The 15759-nt window shown below is 70.1% G+C and carries 12 protein-coding genes; 6 read left to right on the forward strand and 6 right to left on the reverse strand.

What is annotated here, in order from left to right; translation table 11 throughout:
- Positions 1 to 231 precede the first annotated feature (231 nt).
- The 4 genes from ACZ60E_RS24920 (at position 232) to ACZ60E_RS24935 (ending at position 2914) form a co-directional block, all read left to right on the forward strand.
- Positions 232 to 816, forward strand: a complete 585-nt coding sequence (locus ACZ60E_RS24920) for a TMEM165/GDT1 family protein (protein ID WP_384798856.1) — start codon at positions 232 to 234, stop codon at positions 814 to 816.
- Positions 817 to 967: 151 nt separating this feature from the next.
- Positions 968 to 1318, forward strand: a complete 351-nt coding sequence (locus ACZ60E_RS24925; RefSeq protein WP_385836365.1) for a VOC family protein — start codon at positions 968 to 970, stop codon at positions 1316 to 1318.
- 99 nt (positions 1319 to 1417) lie between these two features.
- Positions 1418 to 1840 carry a MarR family winged helix-turn-helix transcriptional regulator gene (locus ACZ60E_RS24930; RefSeq protein WP_469443189.1) on the forward strand — a complete coding sequence of 141 codons (423 nt, stop codon included), beginning with the start codon at positions 1418 to 1420 and terminating at the stop codon, positions 1838 to 1840.
- Positions 1841 to 1927: 87 nt separating this feature from the next.
- Entirely contained in the window at positions 1928 to 2914 is a 987-nt protein-coding gene (locus ACZ60E_RS24935) for an AraC family transcriptional regulator (protein WP_469443191.1), read from the forward strand.
- A 236-nt stretch (positions 2915 to 3150) separates the two neighbouring features.
- On the opposite strand, the gene ACZ60E_RS24940 is transcribed toward ACZ60E_RS24935, so the two are convergent.
- The 3 genes from ACZ60E_RS24940 to ACZ60E_RS24950 all read right to left on the reverse strand — a co-directional run bounded on the left by ACZ60E_RS24940 (position 3151) and on the right by ACZ60E_RS24950 (position 8021).
- On the reverse strand, positions 3151 to 3555 hold the full coding sequence (locus ACZ60E_RS24940) for an SseB family protein (protein WP_384798868.1): 405 nt from the start codon (positions 3553 to 3555) through the stop codon (positions 3151 to 3153).
- A 120-nt stretch (positions 3556 to 3675) separates the two neighbouring features.
- Positions 3676 to 4917: an acyl-CoA dehydrogenase family protein gene (locus ACZ60E_RS24945; RefSeq protein WP_469443192.1), complete on the reverse strand. Its 1242-nt coding sequence runs from the start codon at positions 4915 to 4917 to the stop codon at positions 3676 to 3678.
- Between the two features lie 128 nt (positions 4918 to 5045).
- Positions 5046 to 8021 (reverse strand): carbohydrate binding domain-containing protein, encoded by a 2976-nt coding sequence (locus ACZ60E_RS24950; protein WP_469443194.1) that lies wholly within the window; start codon positions 8019 to 8021, stop codon positions 5046 to 5048.
- Between the two features lie 206 nt (positions 8022 to 8227).
- Here ACZ60E_RS24950 and ACZ60E_RS24955 point away from each other — a divergent pair, with 206 nt between their 5' ends.
- The gene (locus ACZ60E_RS24955; protein ID WP_469443196.1) at positions 8228 to 9493 is read left to right on the forward strand and encodes an alpha-L-fucosidase; all 1266 of its coding nucleotides are present in this window, start codon (positions 8228 to 8230) and stop codon (positions 9491 to 9493) included.
- Between the two features lie 42 nt (positions 9494 to 9535).
- Here ACZ60E_RS24955 and ACZ60E_RS24960 read toward each other — a convergent pair whose 3' ends face one another.
- The 3 genes from ACZ60E_RS24960 to ACZ60E_RS24970 all read right to left on the reverse strand — a co-directional run bounded on the left by ACZ60E_RS24960 (position 9536) and on the right by ACZ60E_RS24970 (position 13941).
- Positions 9536 to 10126: a cysteine hydrolase family protein gene (locus ACZ60E_RS24960; RefSeq protein ID WP_469443197.1), complete on the reverse strand. Its 591-nt coding sequence runs from the start codon at positions 10124 to 10126 to the stop codon at positions 9536 to 9538.
- Positions 10123 to 11601 (reverse strand): purine-cytosine permease family protein, encoded by a 1479-nt coding sequence (locus tag ACZ60E_RS24965; protein WP_384798883.1) that lies wholly within the window; start codon positions 11599 to 11601, stop codon positions 10123 to 10125. The genes ACZ60E_RS24960 and ACZ60E_RS24965 overlap by 4 nt, the downstream gene beginning before the upstream one ends.
- A 120-nt stretch (positions 11602 to 11721) precedes the next feature.
- Entirely contained in the window at positions 11722 to 13941 is a 2220-nt protein-coding gene (locus tag ACZ60E_RS24970; protein WP_469443199.1) for an NADP-dependent isocitrate dehydrogenase, read from the reverse strand.
- 298 nt (positions 13942 to 14239) lie between these two features.
- On the opposite strand from ACZ60E_RS24970, the gene ACZ60E_RS24975 reads away from it, so the two are divergent.
- On the forward strand, positions 14240 to 15700 hold the full coding sequence (locus tag ACZ60E_RS24975; protein WP_469443201.1) for an MFS transporter: 1461 nt from the start codon (positions 14240 to 14242) through the stop codon (positions 15698 to 15700).
- Positions 15701 to 15759: the final 59 nt, after the last annotated feature.

Consider the following 15759-nt stretch of genomic DNA (forward strand, 5'->3'; position numbering starts at 1 on the left):
TGACTGCGAAGGGGAGTAGTCCCGCGAACCGGTCGTCGACACACTGGAACCCTCGGGTTCCCGGTGGCCGGGCCCATGTGACACACGGGTGGACGAGACCTTCGGCCAGGCATTGCCGTGCCCGCGACCCCGCGGGCACCCGACATGCCGGGCCGATCGGTTCTCCCGTCGCCCCGACCGAGGGCGCTTCGCGAAGATCCGGGGGCCCGGTCCCTACAGAAAGCCACCGGAATGCATCTCGACCCTCTGGCGATCCTCACCGCCTTCGGGCTGATCTTCCTCGCCGAGCTGCCGGACAAGACGATGTTCGCGTCTCTCGCCATGGGCACCCGTATGCGGCCCCTCTACGTGTGGTTCGGCACGTCCACCGCGTTCATCGTGCACGTCGCCATCGCGGTCGGCGCCGGAAGCCTCATCGGCCTGCTGCCCGACTGGACCGTCAAGTCCGTCTCGGCCGCCCTCTTCGCGTTCGGCGCCTTCATGCTGCTGCGCGGCGGCGACGACGAGGACGAGGAGGACGCCGGCGGCCGTACCGTCACCGGCTTCTGGCCCGTCTACACGACCGCCTTCATGGCCGTCTTCATCAGCGAGTGGGGCGATCTGACGCAGATCACGACCGCCAACCTCGCCGCCACGAACGGGGTCGCGTCCGTGGCCGTCGGTTCGGCGGCGGCCCTCATGTCGGTCTCCGCGCTGGCGCTGCTGGCCGGCCGCTTCATCGCCAAGCGCGTACCGCTGAAGACCGTGCAGCGGGTCGGCGGGATCTGCATGCTCGGCCTCGCCGTCTGGTCGGTGGTGGAGATCTTCGCGGGCTGACGGGCCGGGGGCCGCTCCGCCCCTGACTGGTCAGGATCGGAGAAGCGGCCCGGCACCACCCGGTCGTAGCGTGATGGCACCGGCGAGAAACCGCCGGGAGACCGGCGGACGAACGACCGCCGGTGCGATCACGACCGCGGAGGAGCCCGTCATGTCCGAAGGCCTCAAGACCATCAACTACCCCGTCAAGGACCTCGCCCGGGCCAAGGCCCTGTTCGGCGCGCTCCTCGGAGTGGAGCCGTACGTGGACGAGGCGTACTACGTGGGCTTCCGGGTGCCGGGGCAGCCCGAGGTGGGGCTCGACCCGCACGGGCACGCCAAGGGTCTGACCGGGCCCGTCCCCTACTGGTACGTCGACGACATCAAGGCGGGCCTCGCCGGTCTCGTCGGCGCCGGTGCCGAGGTGGTCCAGGACGTCCAGGACGTCGGCGGCGGCATGCTGATCGCCTCCGTGAAGGACGCGGACGGCAACGCCGTCGGTCTGGTCCAGGAGGCGTCCTGATCCTGCGGCCGGACAGCCTGATCCTGGAGCCGGACAACTGTATGCAACTGCACTAGTTGCATGCTCAACAAGCGGCCTCTTCTCTGTTACCGTGCGGACATGGCAGCAGAGAAGGCCGCTTCCCGGCTGGAGGACCAGTGGCGGGACATCCTGTCGGTGCACGCGCGCACCATGTGCGAGATCGACCGCGAACTCCATCCGCACGGACTGGGCGCCAGTGACTTCGAGGTGCTCGACATCCTCGTGTCCGGCGCCTCGGCCCCCGACGCGCCGGCGAAGGCAGGCCGGGCCCCCGCCGAGCAGTGCCGTGTGCAGAACATCGCCGACCGGATCCATCTGAGCCAGAGCGCCCTCTCCCGGCTGATCGGACGGCTGGAGAAAGAGGGCCTGGTGGAGCGGAGCATCTGCCAGGAGGACCGGCGCGGTGTCTGGGTGGCCCTCACCCAAAAGGGCCGTGACCTGCACGCTCAGGTCCTCCCCCTCCAACGCGCCGCCCTGGCGCGCATGTTGACCGACGCCTGAAGATCCTTACACCGGGCGCGACGCATCCCGTACCGTCACATATGTCGCCGTGCGCAGAACGGCACGGGCTGTGTCGGGGGGATCACCGTGGTCGAGGACGAAGAACGGCAGGCCGGGGTCAGCAGCTACGAGACGCGCTGCGTGGAGGAGTCGCACGACGTCATCGCGGAGCACTACTACGACCTCCGCCTCGAAGTACCGGGCCGGGCCGAGGACTTCCTCACCCGGCTCAGCGTGGCCGAACTCGGCGCGCTGACCGTCGGCGACGTCAGCTTCGGTACGGAGGTGACGATCGACTTCGCACAGCCGCGGGTCTACCACGTGACCGTGCCGCTCACCGGCCGCTTCCGCTGCAGACAGGGGTACGGGGCTCCGGCGTACACCGCTCCCGGGCGCGCGGTGTTCCTCCAGCCGGAACGCGGGATCCGGGTGGACGACTGGTCGGCCGACTGCCGTGCCCTCACGGTGAAGATCGACACGGCCGCCCTGCACGAGCGGCTGGAGGCCCTGCTCGGCGGGCCCGTTCGGCGTCCCCCGGACTTCGAGACGTACATCGACGTCGACCGGGGGGCCGGGCGCAGCTGGGCGGACCTCGCGCTGTGGTGCCTGCTGGAGAAGAACACCTCGAACGGGCTGCTGGGCCGGCCCCTGATCCGGTCCCGGATCGAACAGACCCTGCTGGAGGGACTGTTACTCGCGTGCGGCCACTCCTACCGTGGCGCGCTGGACGCGCCCGTGCCGGCGGCGCGGCCCGCGACGGTCCGGCGGGTCATGGAGGCGATCGACGAGCGGCCGGACGAGCACTACGACGCGGCGCGGCTGGCCTCCCTGTCCCAGATCGGGGTGCGCGCCCTCCAGGAGGCCTTTCGCAAACATGTGGGGATGTCCCCCACCGCCTATGTCACCGAGGTCCGGCTGCGGCGGGCGCACGAGCAGCTGCTCGCGGCCGATCCCGCGACGATCACGGTCACGGAGGTGGCGTACCGGTGGGGGTTCGCGCATCTCGGGCGCTTCGCCCAGCGCTACCGGACCCGGTTCGGCACCTCGCCCGCGCAGACACTGCGCTCGGGCTGAGGGGCGCCACCGCGCATACCGGACAAGCGCCGCGCTTTGCGGAGCGATTCCGGCACGGGTGTCGGCCTACCGTTGATCACGGCGCCCGTGCGTCAGGGATGAACGGTGTCGGCGCCGTTCATCCCTCACGGTTTCGGACCAGGGGCGGGGGAGCGGGAGCACGCCCGCGCCCCAGGGCCCGGCCGCTCCCCTCCGACATGTGGCCGGGCCCGATCCCCCGTCCCGCACCGCCCTGCTCAGGCGCGGGGCGCCAGCAGGGTGCGTACACCCTGGGAGTCGAGGGTCAGGCCGTGCGGCGTGCTGGCGTCGATGCTCAGCGAGAGGTCGCTGGAGGGCCACTGCGCGGCGAGCGTCCCCAGGGGGACGAGGCGGTAGCGCGACACGGACGGCAGCAGCTCGGCCATCGTCACCTCCGAGGTGAACACCGGGACCAGCGGGTCGGAGCCCGGCTGTTCCAGGACGGGCAGGGCCACGACCGTGGGGTCGGCCACCGTCTCGTCCTGGGCGTCGTCGGGCACCGGGACCAGCACGTCACTACCGGCCAGTGTGTCCAGCGCTGCGCCGTCCCCGGCGTTCTCGGCCAGGACGCTCAGCGCGCGCTGGGCCTCAACCGTGGCGCTGTCGTTCGAGGAAATCTCCATGGCACATCCAGACGTAGTGGCGAAAACAGGCCGCCCGTGTCGTCTCCGACTCGGGCGCGGCTGGTCGCGTACCCGTCCTGCGGGGTGCCATGCCCACTCCACACACCCGTCACGCAACGGTCACGGGATGAGCGGAATGTCGTGCGAGGGCAGTCCCAGCCGGTCGCGGCCGACGCGCCGGGCCAGTGGCTCGGCCATGCTCGCCCCGATGTGCGACCAGTACGTGGCGGCGTCCCGGAAGTAGCGCTGCATCCGCGCCCCGTCCCGCGCGTGGCGGGAGCCGGCCGTGCGGAAGAGGATGTTCTGCAGGGCGTCCCAGGCCGTGCGTCCCGCGTTCAGGAAGACGAACGCGAGCCGGTTGTCGTCGGCGACGGTGAAGGGTGCCTCGCCCGAGACGTTGCGGCGGCAGGCCTCCATGTAGTCCTCGGCGTTGCGCTGGAGGGCGGCCTGCGCGGTGTGGATCATGCCGAGCGCCTCGCCGAGGTGGCGCTGGTAGTCGTGGAGTTCCGCGCGGGTACGGTCCGGTTCCAGGGTCAGCGGCCTCTCGGCGAGGATCCGGGCGTATTCGTCGGCGGCGGCGTATCCGATGCCGGTCATGATGGCCGCCAGCTCCCCGTGGTAGACGCTGGGCGCGCGTCCCGCGTACAGGGCGTTGCCGTGCAGCTTCGAGCCGGGGGTGCCGCCCGCCACGGGCAGGTCGAGCAGGCTCACCTCCCGGGTGAGGTGTTCGGGGATGGTGGCCTGGTCCATGCGGACGCTGTTGGAGCCGCTGCCGCGCAGGCCGAGGACGCCGTGCCAGTCGTCCACGAGGGTCCACACCGGGCGCGGGGCGACGAACAGGACCATCGGTCCGGGCGGGTCGCCTGGCTTCTCGGGGGCGCGCAGGGTCTGGCCGAGGTAGTGGGTGGAGTACGGGGAGCCCGAGGAGTAGGGCCAGGTGCCGTCCAGGACGATCCCGCCGTCGCCGTCCGGCCGGGCGACTCCGACGGGCGCGACGGTGGACGCGGCACGGAACTCGCCGTCGGTGCCGAAGACCTCGTCCTGGGCCCGCTCGTCGAACTGCGCGGCGAACTGCAGGACATGGGCGGCGGTCAGGGACAGCGCCCAGCCGGTGGAGGGGCAGCCGCGGGTGATCTCGGTGACCACACGGAGGAAGGTCGGCAGCCCGAACTCGTAGCCGCCGTAGCGGCGCGGCTGGAGGGTCCGGTAGAAGCCGGCCCGCAGGAAGTCCTCGTGCGTCTCCTGCGGGTAGCGCGTCAACTCCTCCGTCCGCGCCTGGCGTTCGAGCAGTACGGGCCGCAGCGCGGTGGCCCGGTCGATGAGTTCGCGTTCGGTCAGTCCGGGTTCGGGAGGGGCGATCACGGTGCCTCCTGACAGGTGGGGCGGTCCGTACGTCACGCGTCACCCGTGATTGAACACGCGACCGATGCCTGCTGTACCCATCGGATACCGCCAAGTGGACCGCCCCACCAACTCGTGTGCCCGCGCGCCTACTTCAGGTACGGGCCGTCGGCGCCGATCTTCCCGGGGCCGTTCAGCACGTACACGCGGAGGTTGCCCTTGCCGGGTGCGCCGACGCTCAGCGTGCCGCTGGAGACGGTCTTCACGTCCCCGGTGACGGCGTCCTTGTAGGTGCCGTTCGGGATGCCCGTGTACGTGGCGCCGCCCGTGACCGTGACCAGGGCGAAGCTGTCCGTCGAGCCGCTGGTGTACCGGCGTTTGAAGGCCATCGGGCCGCTGATCCCCTCGGTGGAGTACTGGCCCGTCTGGAGGGCGGGGACGGCCCGGCGGATCTGGTTGAGCCGCTGGAGGTGCTTGACCAGGGGCTGCGCGAGGGTGTTCGCGACCTCCCCGCTCGCGGAGCCGACCGTGCCGAAGTCGGAGGCCGTGACGCTGCCCGCGAGATGGTCGCCGTAGTACGCGCGACCGGTCGTCGCCAGCGGGCAGGTCGGACCGCAGTCGATCTTCTTGCCCTTCTGGAACTCGATCTCCGAGCCGTAGTACAGGGTCGGGATGCCGCGGAAGGTCCACATCAGCGCCATGTTCTCGGCCCACGCGTCGGTGCCGCCGGTGTAGCGCTCACTGCTCTTGTTGGGCCCGTAGTCGTGGCTGTCGACATAGACGACGTTGTACGTGGCGTCGTTGACGCTGTCGTCGGAGTCCTTGCCGTTGCCGTAGGCGTTCTGCGCGTCACCGAAATTCATGTGCATCCGCATGTCGATGATGTTCATGCCGGAGAACCGACTGCGGTCGGGGGTGTGGTAGCTGTTCCCGTTCAGGAAGGCGTTGGTGGAGGTCGGCTGGTTCGCCGTGCCCTGGTCGTTCTCGTAGGTGAACTGTTCCAGGGCCGCCGCCTCGTCGTCCGCGCTGTACTCCTTGCGCTCCTTCCAGGTGTAGAACTGCGCCGAGTGGTTGACCGAGCCGCGGTTCCACTTGTCGTTGACGAAGGCCGCGACCTCGCCGAAGACGAAGAAGTTCTGCGCGGCCTCGGCGCCGAACTTCTGGGTGACGCGCTCCTGGATGGCGGGCAGGAAGCGGCGGTTCCAGGTGACGCGGGGTACGTGCACGGCCGTGTCCACGCGGAAGCCGTCGACACCCATGTCGATGTACTTGTCGTACGCGCCGATCAGGTAGTTCTGGACGGTGGTGTTCTCGGTGTCGAAGTCCGCCAGATCCTCGTGCAGCCAGCAGGAGCGGGCGTCCTCGCCCTCCCAGTTGCCGATCCAGCACTGGTGGTAGAGCGCCTTGGGGAACATGCCCGACGTGGGGCTGGGCCACTGGCAGTTGTAGAGGGTGTAGCCCTCGGCGCTCTTGCCTCCGGTGGGCTTGCCCCAGTTGAGGCAGGTGTTGCCGGACGGCTCGGCGGTCGACCACAGGTCGCCGTTGTAGTACGCCTTGCCGGACTTGGGTTCGACGGTGAGGCCGTCGTACTCGAAGCCCTCGTTCCTCTCGTCGTAGTACCAGCTCCACTGGGAGTCGCGGACGCCGTACACGGTCGGGGTGAACAGGCCCTTGGCGCCCCAGCGGGAGCTGTGGTTGTAGACGACGTCCTGGTAGATCTTCATGCCCTTGGCGTGCGCCGCGTTGATCAGGTCCTGGTAGGAGGCGCCGGCCGACTCCAGACGCGGGTCCACCTTGTAGAAGTCGTAGCCGTGATAGCCGTGGTAGTCGTAGTCCGAGCGGTTGAGGACCACCGGGGTGACCCAGACGGCCGAGAAGCCGAGCGCCTTGATGTAGTCGAGCTTTTCGACCAGTCCCTTGAAGTCGCCCCGGAACATGGGGTCGTTGTTGGCCGCGTTGCCGGACTTGGTGTGCTGGCTGCCGCCGCGGTTGTTGGAGCTGTCGCCGTCGTGGAAGCGGGCGGTGAGGACGAAGTAGATGGGGTCCTTGCGGGGGTCGGTGCCCAGTGGGGTGCCGGAGGCCGGGTCGGGGGCCTTCTCGCCGGTCGTCGCGGTGGCCGCGGCGGAGGCGGGCGAGGTGTTCCCGGCCGCGTCGACCGCCTTCACGGTGTAGGTGTAGCTCGTCCTCGCCTCAAGTCCCGTGTCGGAGAACACCGTTGAGCCGACGTCGGTGACGGCCGTGCCCTTGGTGCCGCCGGTGCGGGTCACCTGGTACTTGGTCACTCCGATGTTGTCGGTCGCCGCGTCCCAGCTCAGGACGACGGAGGTGTTCGTGGCGTTGGCGGCGACCTCGGTGGGCGCGGTCGGGGCCTCGGTGTCCGGCTCGACGGCGGCGCACGGATCCACCGCGTCCTTGGTGACCGTACGGTCCCTGACGGTCGAGGTGCCGGTGGTGAGCGCGTAGTCGGCGCTGTTGTTGTTGTCCCAGACGCCGTTGCCGTTGTTGAAGGCTGCCTTCAGCGAGGTCGCCGTGCCGAGGTCGAGGGTCTTCTTCCACCAGCCCGTGCAGGCGGCCTCCATGCCGACGCCGGGCGAGGTCGTCCAGGTGCCGCCGGTCGGCGCGTAGTGGATGTTGGCCGTCGTCCAGCCGGTGGTGGCGGTCGAGTAGTAGACCGTGGCCCTGTTGCCCTCGGCCGGTTCGGTACCGGCGCACGGGTCGCTGTGGGCGATCACCCCGTCCTTGACGGTGATGTTCCCGGTGCCGAGCGCGTAGTTGGCGCCGCCGTTGTTGTCCCAGGTGCCGGCGCCGTCGTTGAAGGTGGCCGCGAGTCCGGCCGCCGAGCCGAGGTCGACGGTCTTCTTCACCCAGTCCGTGCAGGCCGCCTCCATCGTCGTGCCCGGCACGGTGGTCCAGGTGCCGCCGTCCGGCGCGTAGTGCAGATAGGTGGAGGACCAGTTCTTGGTCTTCGTGTAGTAGAAGACGGTCGCCGTGTTCGCGTCGGCGGCGACCGTCTCCATCGGGGCGGGGCCCGTCTCCGGTGGCCCCGCGAGCGCGCCGAGCAGTCCGGTCGCCACCAGCGCCGCGAGGAGCGGGCGCCTCGACCGGAAGAGGGGTGTACGTCCCATGAGCGTCTCCAATGCGGGCCGTGGGGCGCCGAGTTGCTCTGCAAGAAGAACCGGCAAGTTCCAGAAAGTCCTTGCAGCGCGGAAGCTACAGGTACATGACAGCCACGTAAAGGGATCGCGCAGCGCGTGGACCGCGGGGTGAAAACGGACCAGTAGTGGTGACCGGCGCCCACGCGCCGGAGACGGCGCGCGCCTAGCGTGGACGCATGCCGATGCAACCCTGGTTTCCCGCTGCCAAGCTGGGCATCTTCATCCACTACGGCGTCTACGCCGTCGGTGGCGCCGCCGAGTCCTGGTCCTTCTACACGGGCGAGATGACGCACGAGCAGTACATGAAACAGCTCGACGGCTTCAGCGCCTCGCACTACGACCCCGACGCCTGGGCCGAGTTGTTCGCCCGCGTCGGCGCCCGGTACGCGGTCCTCACCACCCGGCACCACGACGGCGTCGCCCTCTGGGACACCGGCCACCGCAATCTCGACGTGGTCCGGGACACCCCGGCGGGCCGCGACCTCGTCACCGGGTTCGTCGAGGCACTGCGCGCCCGGGATCTCAAGGTCGGCCTCTACTACTCGCACTCCGACTGGAACCACCCGGACTACGCGACCGAGCGGCACCCGGGCCCGTACGTCGTGCCGCTGAACGCGTACTCGCAGGCCGAGCCCGGTCAGGAGGACCCGGCGGCCTGGGCCCGCTATCTCGCGTACCGCGACGGACAGGTCCGCGAACTCGTCGAACGCTTCCGGCCCGACATCCTCTGGTTCGACGGCGAATGGGAGCGCACCGAGGAGCAGTGGCGGATGGACGAACTCGCCGACCAGATCCTCGCGGGCAACCCGGACACCATCCTCAACGGCCGGATGCTCGGCCACGGCGACTACTCCACGCCGGAACAGGGCACGCCGCTCCAGGCCCCGGACGGCCCGTGGGAGCTGTGCCTCACGATCAACGGCTCATGGAGCCACCGGCCGCAGGACCGCGACTTCAAGTCGGTGCGCCAGCTGGTGCGGTACTTCACCGAGACCATCGGCATGGGCGGCAATCTGCTGCTGGCCGCGGCACCGCGCGAGGACGGCACGATCCCCGAGGAACAGATCGAACGCATGGAGGGCCTCGGCGCGTGGATCGGGCGGCACACGGACGCCGTGTACGGCACGGTCGCCGGGCTGCCCGCCGGGCACCACTACGGCCCCAGCACCCTGTCCGCGGACCGGCGCACGCTCTACCTGGTGTGCTTCGACGCCCCGCGCGACTCCGTATCGGTCCGGGGGCTGCGGAACCGGGTCCGGCGCGTCACGGTCCTCGGCACGGGCACCGAACTGGGCCATCACGTCACCCGCGGACTCAACACCGTACCGGGGGTGACGTGGATCGACGCGCCCGCTGCGGCCGATCTGGACGAGGAGGCGACCGTGCTGGCCGTGGAGCTGGAGGGGGAACTGGACCTGTACACGGGGGTGGGCCGGCTCTGACCGGCTTGCGGCTGTGGTGTGTGCCGGTGTCGATGCCGGGGCTCAGTGATCCGTGGTGAGTACCTCGGCCACGGTGACGACCCGGATCAGCGGCCGGTACAGGTCCATGATCTGCAGGGTCTTGGCGTGCGAGGCGTCGTCCGCGCCCGCGCAGGCGTCGGCCACCACCCGAACCTCGACGCCCGCGTCGGCCGCCGCGAGCGCGGTGGACAGCACGCAGCAGTCCGTGCTGACTCCGGCCAGCACGAGCCGGCGCCCCGGGCCCACCCGCGCGGCCAGCTCCGGGGTCCACTTGCCGAAGGTGTGGGCGTCCACGAAGTGCCGTGCGTACGGGGCGAGTTCGTCGACCAGCTCCCACAGCCGGTCGTGCGGGGGCCGCAGCGCGAAGGGCCACTGCTCGTAGTACGCGCGCCAGGCACCGGCCGGTTCGGCGGGTGCGAGGAAGCGGGTGAAGGTGGCCCGCTCGACGAAGGCGGGCAGCAGACGGCGTACGCCCTCGGCGGCCTCGCCGAAGCGGGGCGTGGCCCACGGACTGTCCGGCTCGGCGAAGACGCGCTGCATGTCGATGACGGCGAGGTGGGCGGCGGCCCCGTCGCCCCTCGCACTCCCACTCCGGCGCCCGTTCCCGCTCATGCGTTCAGCGTCTTCCCGTCCACCGGTCCGCTCGGGGCCTGCGCCTCCTGCGTACGCACCCTCGCCCGGCCGAGTGCGAGGGTGCCGAGGAAGCCGAGGGCGAGCGCGGCGAGTACGCCCAGGTTCGCGTACGCCCAGGTGCCGTCCTTGCCGCCGAGGCCGAGGGGCCCGAGCAGATAGCCCTGCCACTCCAGCCAGTCGGCGGCCGAGTTGGTGACCAGGCCCCAGCCGAGCGCGGTGGCGGCGAGGGTGAGCAGCAGCGGGAGCGGTTCGACGTCTCCGTAGCGGCCCTTCACGCGGAACAGGTCGGCCTCGTCGTAGTCGCGGCGGCGCAGCGCCAGGTCGGCGAGCATCACTCCGCACCAGGCCGCGACCGGCACGCCGAGTGTGGTGAGGAAGCCGATGAACTGGCCCAGGAAGTCGTCGGCGACGAAGACGATGTAGACGGAGCCCGCGATCATCAGGACGCCGTCCAGCAGGGCCGCCAGATAGCGCGGTACGCGCAGGCCCGCGGCGAGCAGGGCCAGGCCGGACGAGTAGATGTCGAGGACCGCGCCGCCGACCAGGCCGAGTACGGCCACCACGGCGAAGGGGATCAGGAACCAGGTGGGCAGGATCGTGGTGAGCGCGCCGATCGGGTCGCCCGCGATGGCCGTGCTGAGTGTCGTGGACGATCCGGCGAGCAGCAGGCCGAAGACGAGCAGGAGCAGCGGTGCCACCGAAGCGCCGAAGGTCGTCCAGCCGACCACGCCCCGGCCGGAGGAGTTTCGCGGCAGATAGCGCGAGTAGTCGGCGGCGGCGTTGACCCAGCCGAGTCCGAAGCCGGTCATCATGAAGACCAGGGCGCCGATGAATTCCTGGGCGGAACCGGCCGGTACGGCGCTGACGGCCGACCAGTGGATGTGGTCGGCGACGAGCCCGATGTAGACGACGGTCAGGACCCCGGTGACGACGGTGATGACCGTCTGGAGCCGCATGATCAGGTCGAAGCCCATCACCCCGCCGACCACGACGAGCGCGCCGACGACGATCAGGGCCACCACTTCGGTCCCGGTGCCGCCGCCCCAGCCGAGGCGGTCGAGCACGGTCGAGGTGGCCATCGTCGCCAGCGCCGTGAGGACGGTCTCCCAGCCGACGGTGAGCATCCAGGACACGACGGCGGGGAGCCGGTTGCCTCGCACGCCGTAGGCGGCCCGGCTGAGCACCATGGTCGGCGCCGAACCGCGCTTGCCCGCGACCGCGACAAGTCCGCAGAGCAGGAACGAGAAGACGATCCCGATCACCCCGGCGGCCAGGGCCTGCCAGAACGAGATCCCGAACCCGAGCACGAAGGATCCGTAGCTCAGTCCGAGAATGGAGACATTCGCCCCGAACCAGGGCCAGAAGAGCGTACGGGGCGTGCCCTTCCGCTCGCCGTCCCCGATCACATCGAGCCCGTGTGCTTCGACCTGCAACGCCATCACCGACCTGCCCATCAGGAGTCCGGATACAGCAAACCCCACGCCCCCGAAAGGGGCGCGGGGAACTGCGCGACCAGCCACGACGCGCCCGCAGGTGACGAACGAGCCACCCGCGGGGGACGCTACGGCTGAGGCTCAGGCCAGCGTCGCCAGCGCCGCGTTCAGCGTGGCGGACGGCCGCATGACGGCCTCGGCCTTGACCGGGTCGGGCTGGTAGTACCCACCGATCTCGGCAGGCGAACCCTGCACCGCGTTCAGCTCGGAGACGATCGTCTCCTCCTGCGCGGTGAGCGTCTCGGCGAGCGGTGCGATCACCTTGGCGAGCTCGGCGTCGTCGGTCTGCCCGGCCAGCTCCTGCGCCCAGTACAGCGCGAGGAAGAAGTGGCTGCCGCGGTTGTCGATGCCACCGAGGCGACGGCTCGGCGACTTGTCGTTCTCAAGGAACGTGGCCGTCGCGCGGTCGAGCGTGTCGGCGAGGACCTGGGCGCGCGCGTTGTCCGTGGTCTGCGCGAGGTGCTCGAAGCTGGAGGCCAGCGCGAGGAACTCGCCCAGGCTGTCCCAGCGCAGGTAGTCCTCCTTGACCAGCTGCTGCACGTGCTTGGGCGCGGAGCCGCCGGCGCCCGTCTCGAAGAGGCCGCCGCCGTTCATCAGGGGGACGATCGAGAGCATCTTGGCGCTGGTGCCCAGCTCCAGGATCGGGAACAGGTCGGTCAGGTAGTCGCGCAGGACGTTGCCGGTGACCGAGATGGTGTTCTCGCCGCGGCGGATGCGCTCCACGGAGAGCTTGGTCGCCTCGACGGGCGAAAGGACACGGATGTCCAGGCCCTCGGTGTCGTGCTCCGGCAGGTAGGCGTTGACCTTCTCGATGAGCTTCGCGTCGTGCGCGCGGCTCTCGTCCAGCCAGAAAACGGTCGGGTCGCCGGTGGCGCGGGCGCGGGTGACGGCGAGCTTGACCCAGTCCCGGATCGGGGCGTCCTTGGTCTGGCAGGCGCGGAAGATGTCGCCGGCGGAGACCGTCTGCTGCAGGACGACGTTTCCGGCCTGGTCGACGAGGCGGACCGTGCCGGTGGTCGCGATCTCGAAGGTCTTGTCGTGGCTGCCGTACTCCTCGGCCTTCTGCGCCATCAGACCGACGTTCGGGACGGTGCCCATCGTCGAGGGGTCGAAGGCGCCGTTGGCGCGGCAGTCGTCGAGGACGACCTGGTAGACACCGGCGTAGCTGGAGTCCGGGAGGACCGCCAGGGTGTCGGCCTCGCCGCCGTCCGGGCCCCACATGTGGCCGGAGGTGCGGATCATCGCCGGCATGGAGGCGTCGACGATGACGTCGGAGGGCACGTGCAGGTTGCTGATGCCCTTGTCGGAGTCGACCATGGCCAGCTCGGGGCCCTCGGCGAGCTCGGCGTCGAAGGACGCCTTGATCTCGGCGCCCTCGGGCAGGGACTCAAGGCCCTTGTAGATGCCGCCGAGACCGTCGTTGGGGGTCAGACCCGCGGTGGCGAGCGCCTTGCCGTACTGCGCGAACGTCTTCGGGAAGAAGGCGCGCACCACGTGGCCGAAGATGATCGGGTCGGAGACCTTCATCATGGTGGCCTTGAGGTGCACGGAGAACAGCACGCCGTCGGCCTTGGCCTTGGCGATCTGCGCGGTGAGGAACTCGCGCAGCGCGGCGACGTGCAGGACGGAGGCGTCGACGACCTCGCCCGCGAGGACGGGTACGGACTCACGCAGGACGGTGGTGGAGCCGTCGTCGCCGGTCAGCTCGATGCGCAGGGAGCCGGCCTCGGAGATCACCACGGACTTCTCGGTGGACCGGAAGTCGTCGACACCCATGGTCGCGACGTTGGTCTTCGAGTCTGCGGTCCAGGCGCCCATGCGGTGCGGGTGGGCCTTGGCGTAGTTCTTGACCGACGCGGGGGCGCGGCGGTCGGAGTTGCCCTCGCGCAGCACCGGGTTCACGGCGCTGCCCTTGACCTTGTCGTAGCGGGCGCGGATGTCGCGCTCCTCGTCGGTCTTCGGGTCGTCCGGGTAGTTCGGCAGCGCGTAGCCCTGCGACTGCAGCTCGGCGACCGCGGCCTTCAGCTGCGGGATCGAGGCCGAGATGTTCGGCAGCTTGATGATGTTGGCACCGGGCGTCTTGGCCAGCTCGCCCAGCTCGGCGAGGGCGTCGGCGATGCGCTGGCCCTCCTCCAGGAACTCGGGGAAGAGGGCGATGATCCGCCCGGCCAGCGAGATGTCACGGGTTTCCACAGTGACACCGGCCTGCGACGCGTACGCCTGGACCACCGGCAAGAACGAATACGTCGCCAGGGCCGGGGCCTCGTCAGTGTGCGTATAGATGATGGTCGAGTCAGTCACCGGGTGCTCCGCTCCACGTCTGCAAAGTCTGCAACATTGCTCGACATCAAGATATCTCGTGATGGCGCCGGACCGGACAGGAGGCTGCACAAGTCCGCCACGGCCCGGCCGGGAGCGGCTTCGACCCGGTCGCGGGTGGGCAGCCCGCGCCTTCGACGCCCTTCGATGCACGGCATGGTGGGAGCACGCACTTCATCGGCCAGAACTATGTTGTCCCACCACATGTGCGCCTGACCTGCGCCTTCCTACGGTGTGCCGATACGTACCCGTCCCCACCGAACACCCGGAAGTGGTGCACATGGCCTCCGCAGCAACCGCTCCCCCACCACCAGCCTCGACACCACCCAGCAGCCTCAAGCGCATCGTCGCCGCGAGCCTGATCGGCACCACCATCGAGTGGTACGACTTCTTCCTCTACGGATCGGCCGCCGCGCTCGTCTTCAACAAGCTGTTCTTCCCGGGCTCCGACCCGCTCGTCGGGACCCTGCTGTCGTTCCTGACGTACGCGGTGGGGTTCGCCGCCCGGCCGCTCGGGGCGCTGGTCTTCGGGCACTACGGCGACCGGCTCGGCCGTAAGAAACTCCTGGTCCTGAGTTTGCTGCTGATGGGCGGGGCGACCTTCGCGATCGGGCTGCTGCCCACGCACGCGACCATCGGTACGGCGGCCCCGGTGCTGCTGACCGTGCTGCGCCTGGTGCAGGGCTTCGCGCTGGGCGGGGAGTGGGGCGGCGCCGTACTGCTGGTGTCGGAGCACGGGGACGCGCGGCGGCGCGGTTTCTGGGCCTCGTGGCCGCAGACCGGGGCGCCCGCCGGACAGCTGCTGGCGACGGGGGTGCTGTCGTTGCTGACCGCCCTGCTCTCGGACGCCCAGTTCACGGCCTGGGGCTGGCGCATCCCCTTCCTGCTGTCGGGCGTGCTCGTCATGGTCGGTCTGTGGATACGTCTGTCCGTCGACGAATCGCCCGTCTTCAAGGCGGCCCTGGCCCAGGCCGAGGCCCGCAAGTCGATCCAGGACGGGGCCGCGGAGAAACTGCCGCTGGTCTCCGTGCTGCGGTACCACTGGCGGGACGTCCTCATCGCGATGGGCGCGCGCATGGCGGAGAACATCAGCTACTACGTGATCACCGCGTTCATCCTCGTGTACGCCACCACGTCGACCGGGCTGTCCAAGCAGACCGCGCTGAACGCGGTGCTCATCGCGTCCGCCGTGCACTTCGCGGCGATCCCGGCGTGGGGCGCCCTGTCCGACCGGGTCGGCCGCCGGCCGGTGTATCTGCTGGGCGCGGCCGGTATCGGGCTGTGGATGTTCCCGTTCTTCGCGCTCATCGACACGGGGAGCTTCAGGAACCTGATCCTCGCCGTGACCGTGGGTCTGGTCCTGCACGGCGCCATGTACGCCCCGCAGGCCGCGTTCTTCTCCGAGATGTTCGCGACCCGCATGCGGTACTCCGGGGCCTCGATCGGCGCGCAGTTCTCGTCGGTCGCCGCGGGCGCGCCCGCACCGCTCATCGCGACCGCGCTGCTGGCGGACTACGACAGCTCGACGCCGATCGCCCTGTACGTGATCGGGGCGGCCGTGCTGACCCTGATCGCCGTGGGAGTGGCGAAGGAGACCCGCCACCGCGACCTCGCGGACGTCGACGGGGATGCGACGGCGGTGGCCGCGGCAGGAACCGGTCCGTCCGGGACCGCCGAGCCGGGCGCGGAGGGCGTGGAAGCCGCGAAGGAGTCCCACCCCGCGGACGCCCGTACCGTCTGAGCGGCGGTTGAGCAGCGGTCTAGCACCGACCGGGCAGCGGCCGGCACCGACCGGCATCG

The sequence above is a fragment of the Streptomyces sp. NPDC102514 genome, assembly GCF_055584525.1.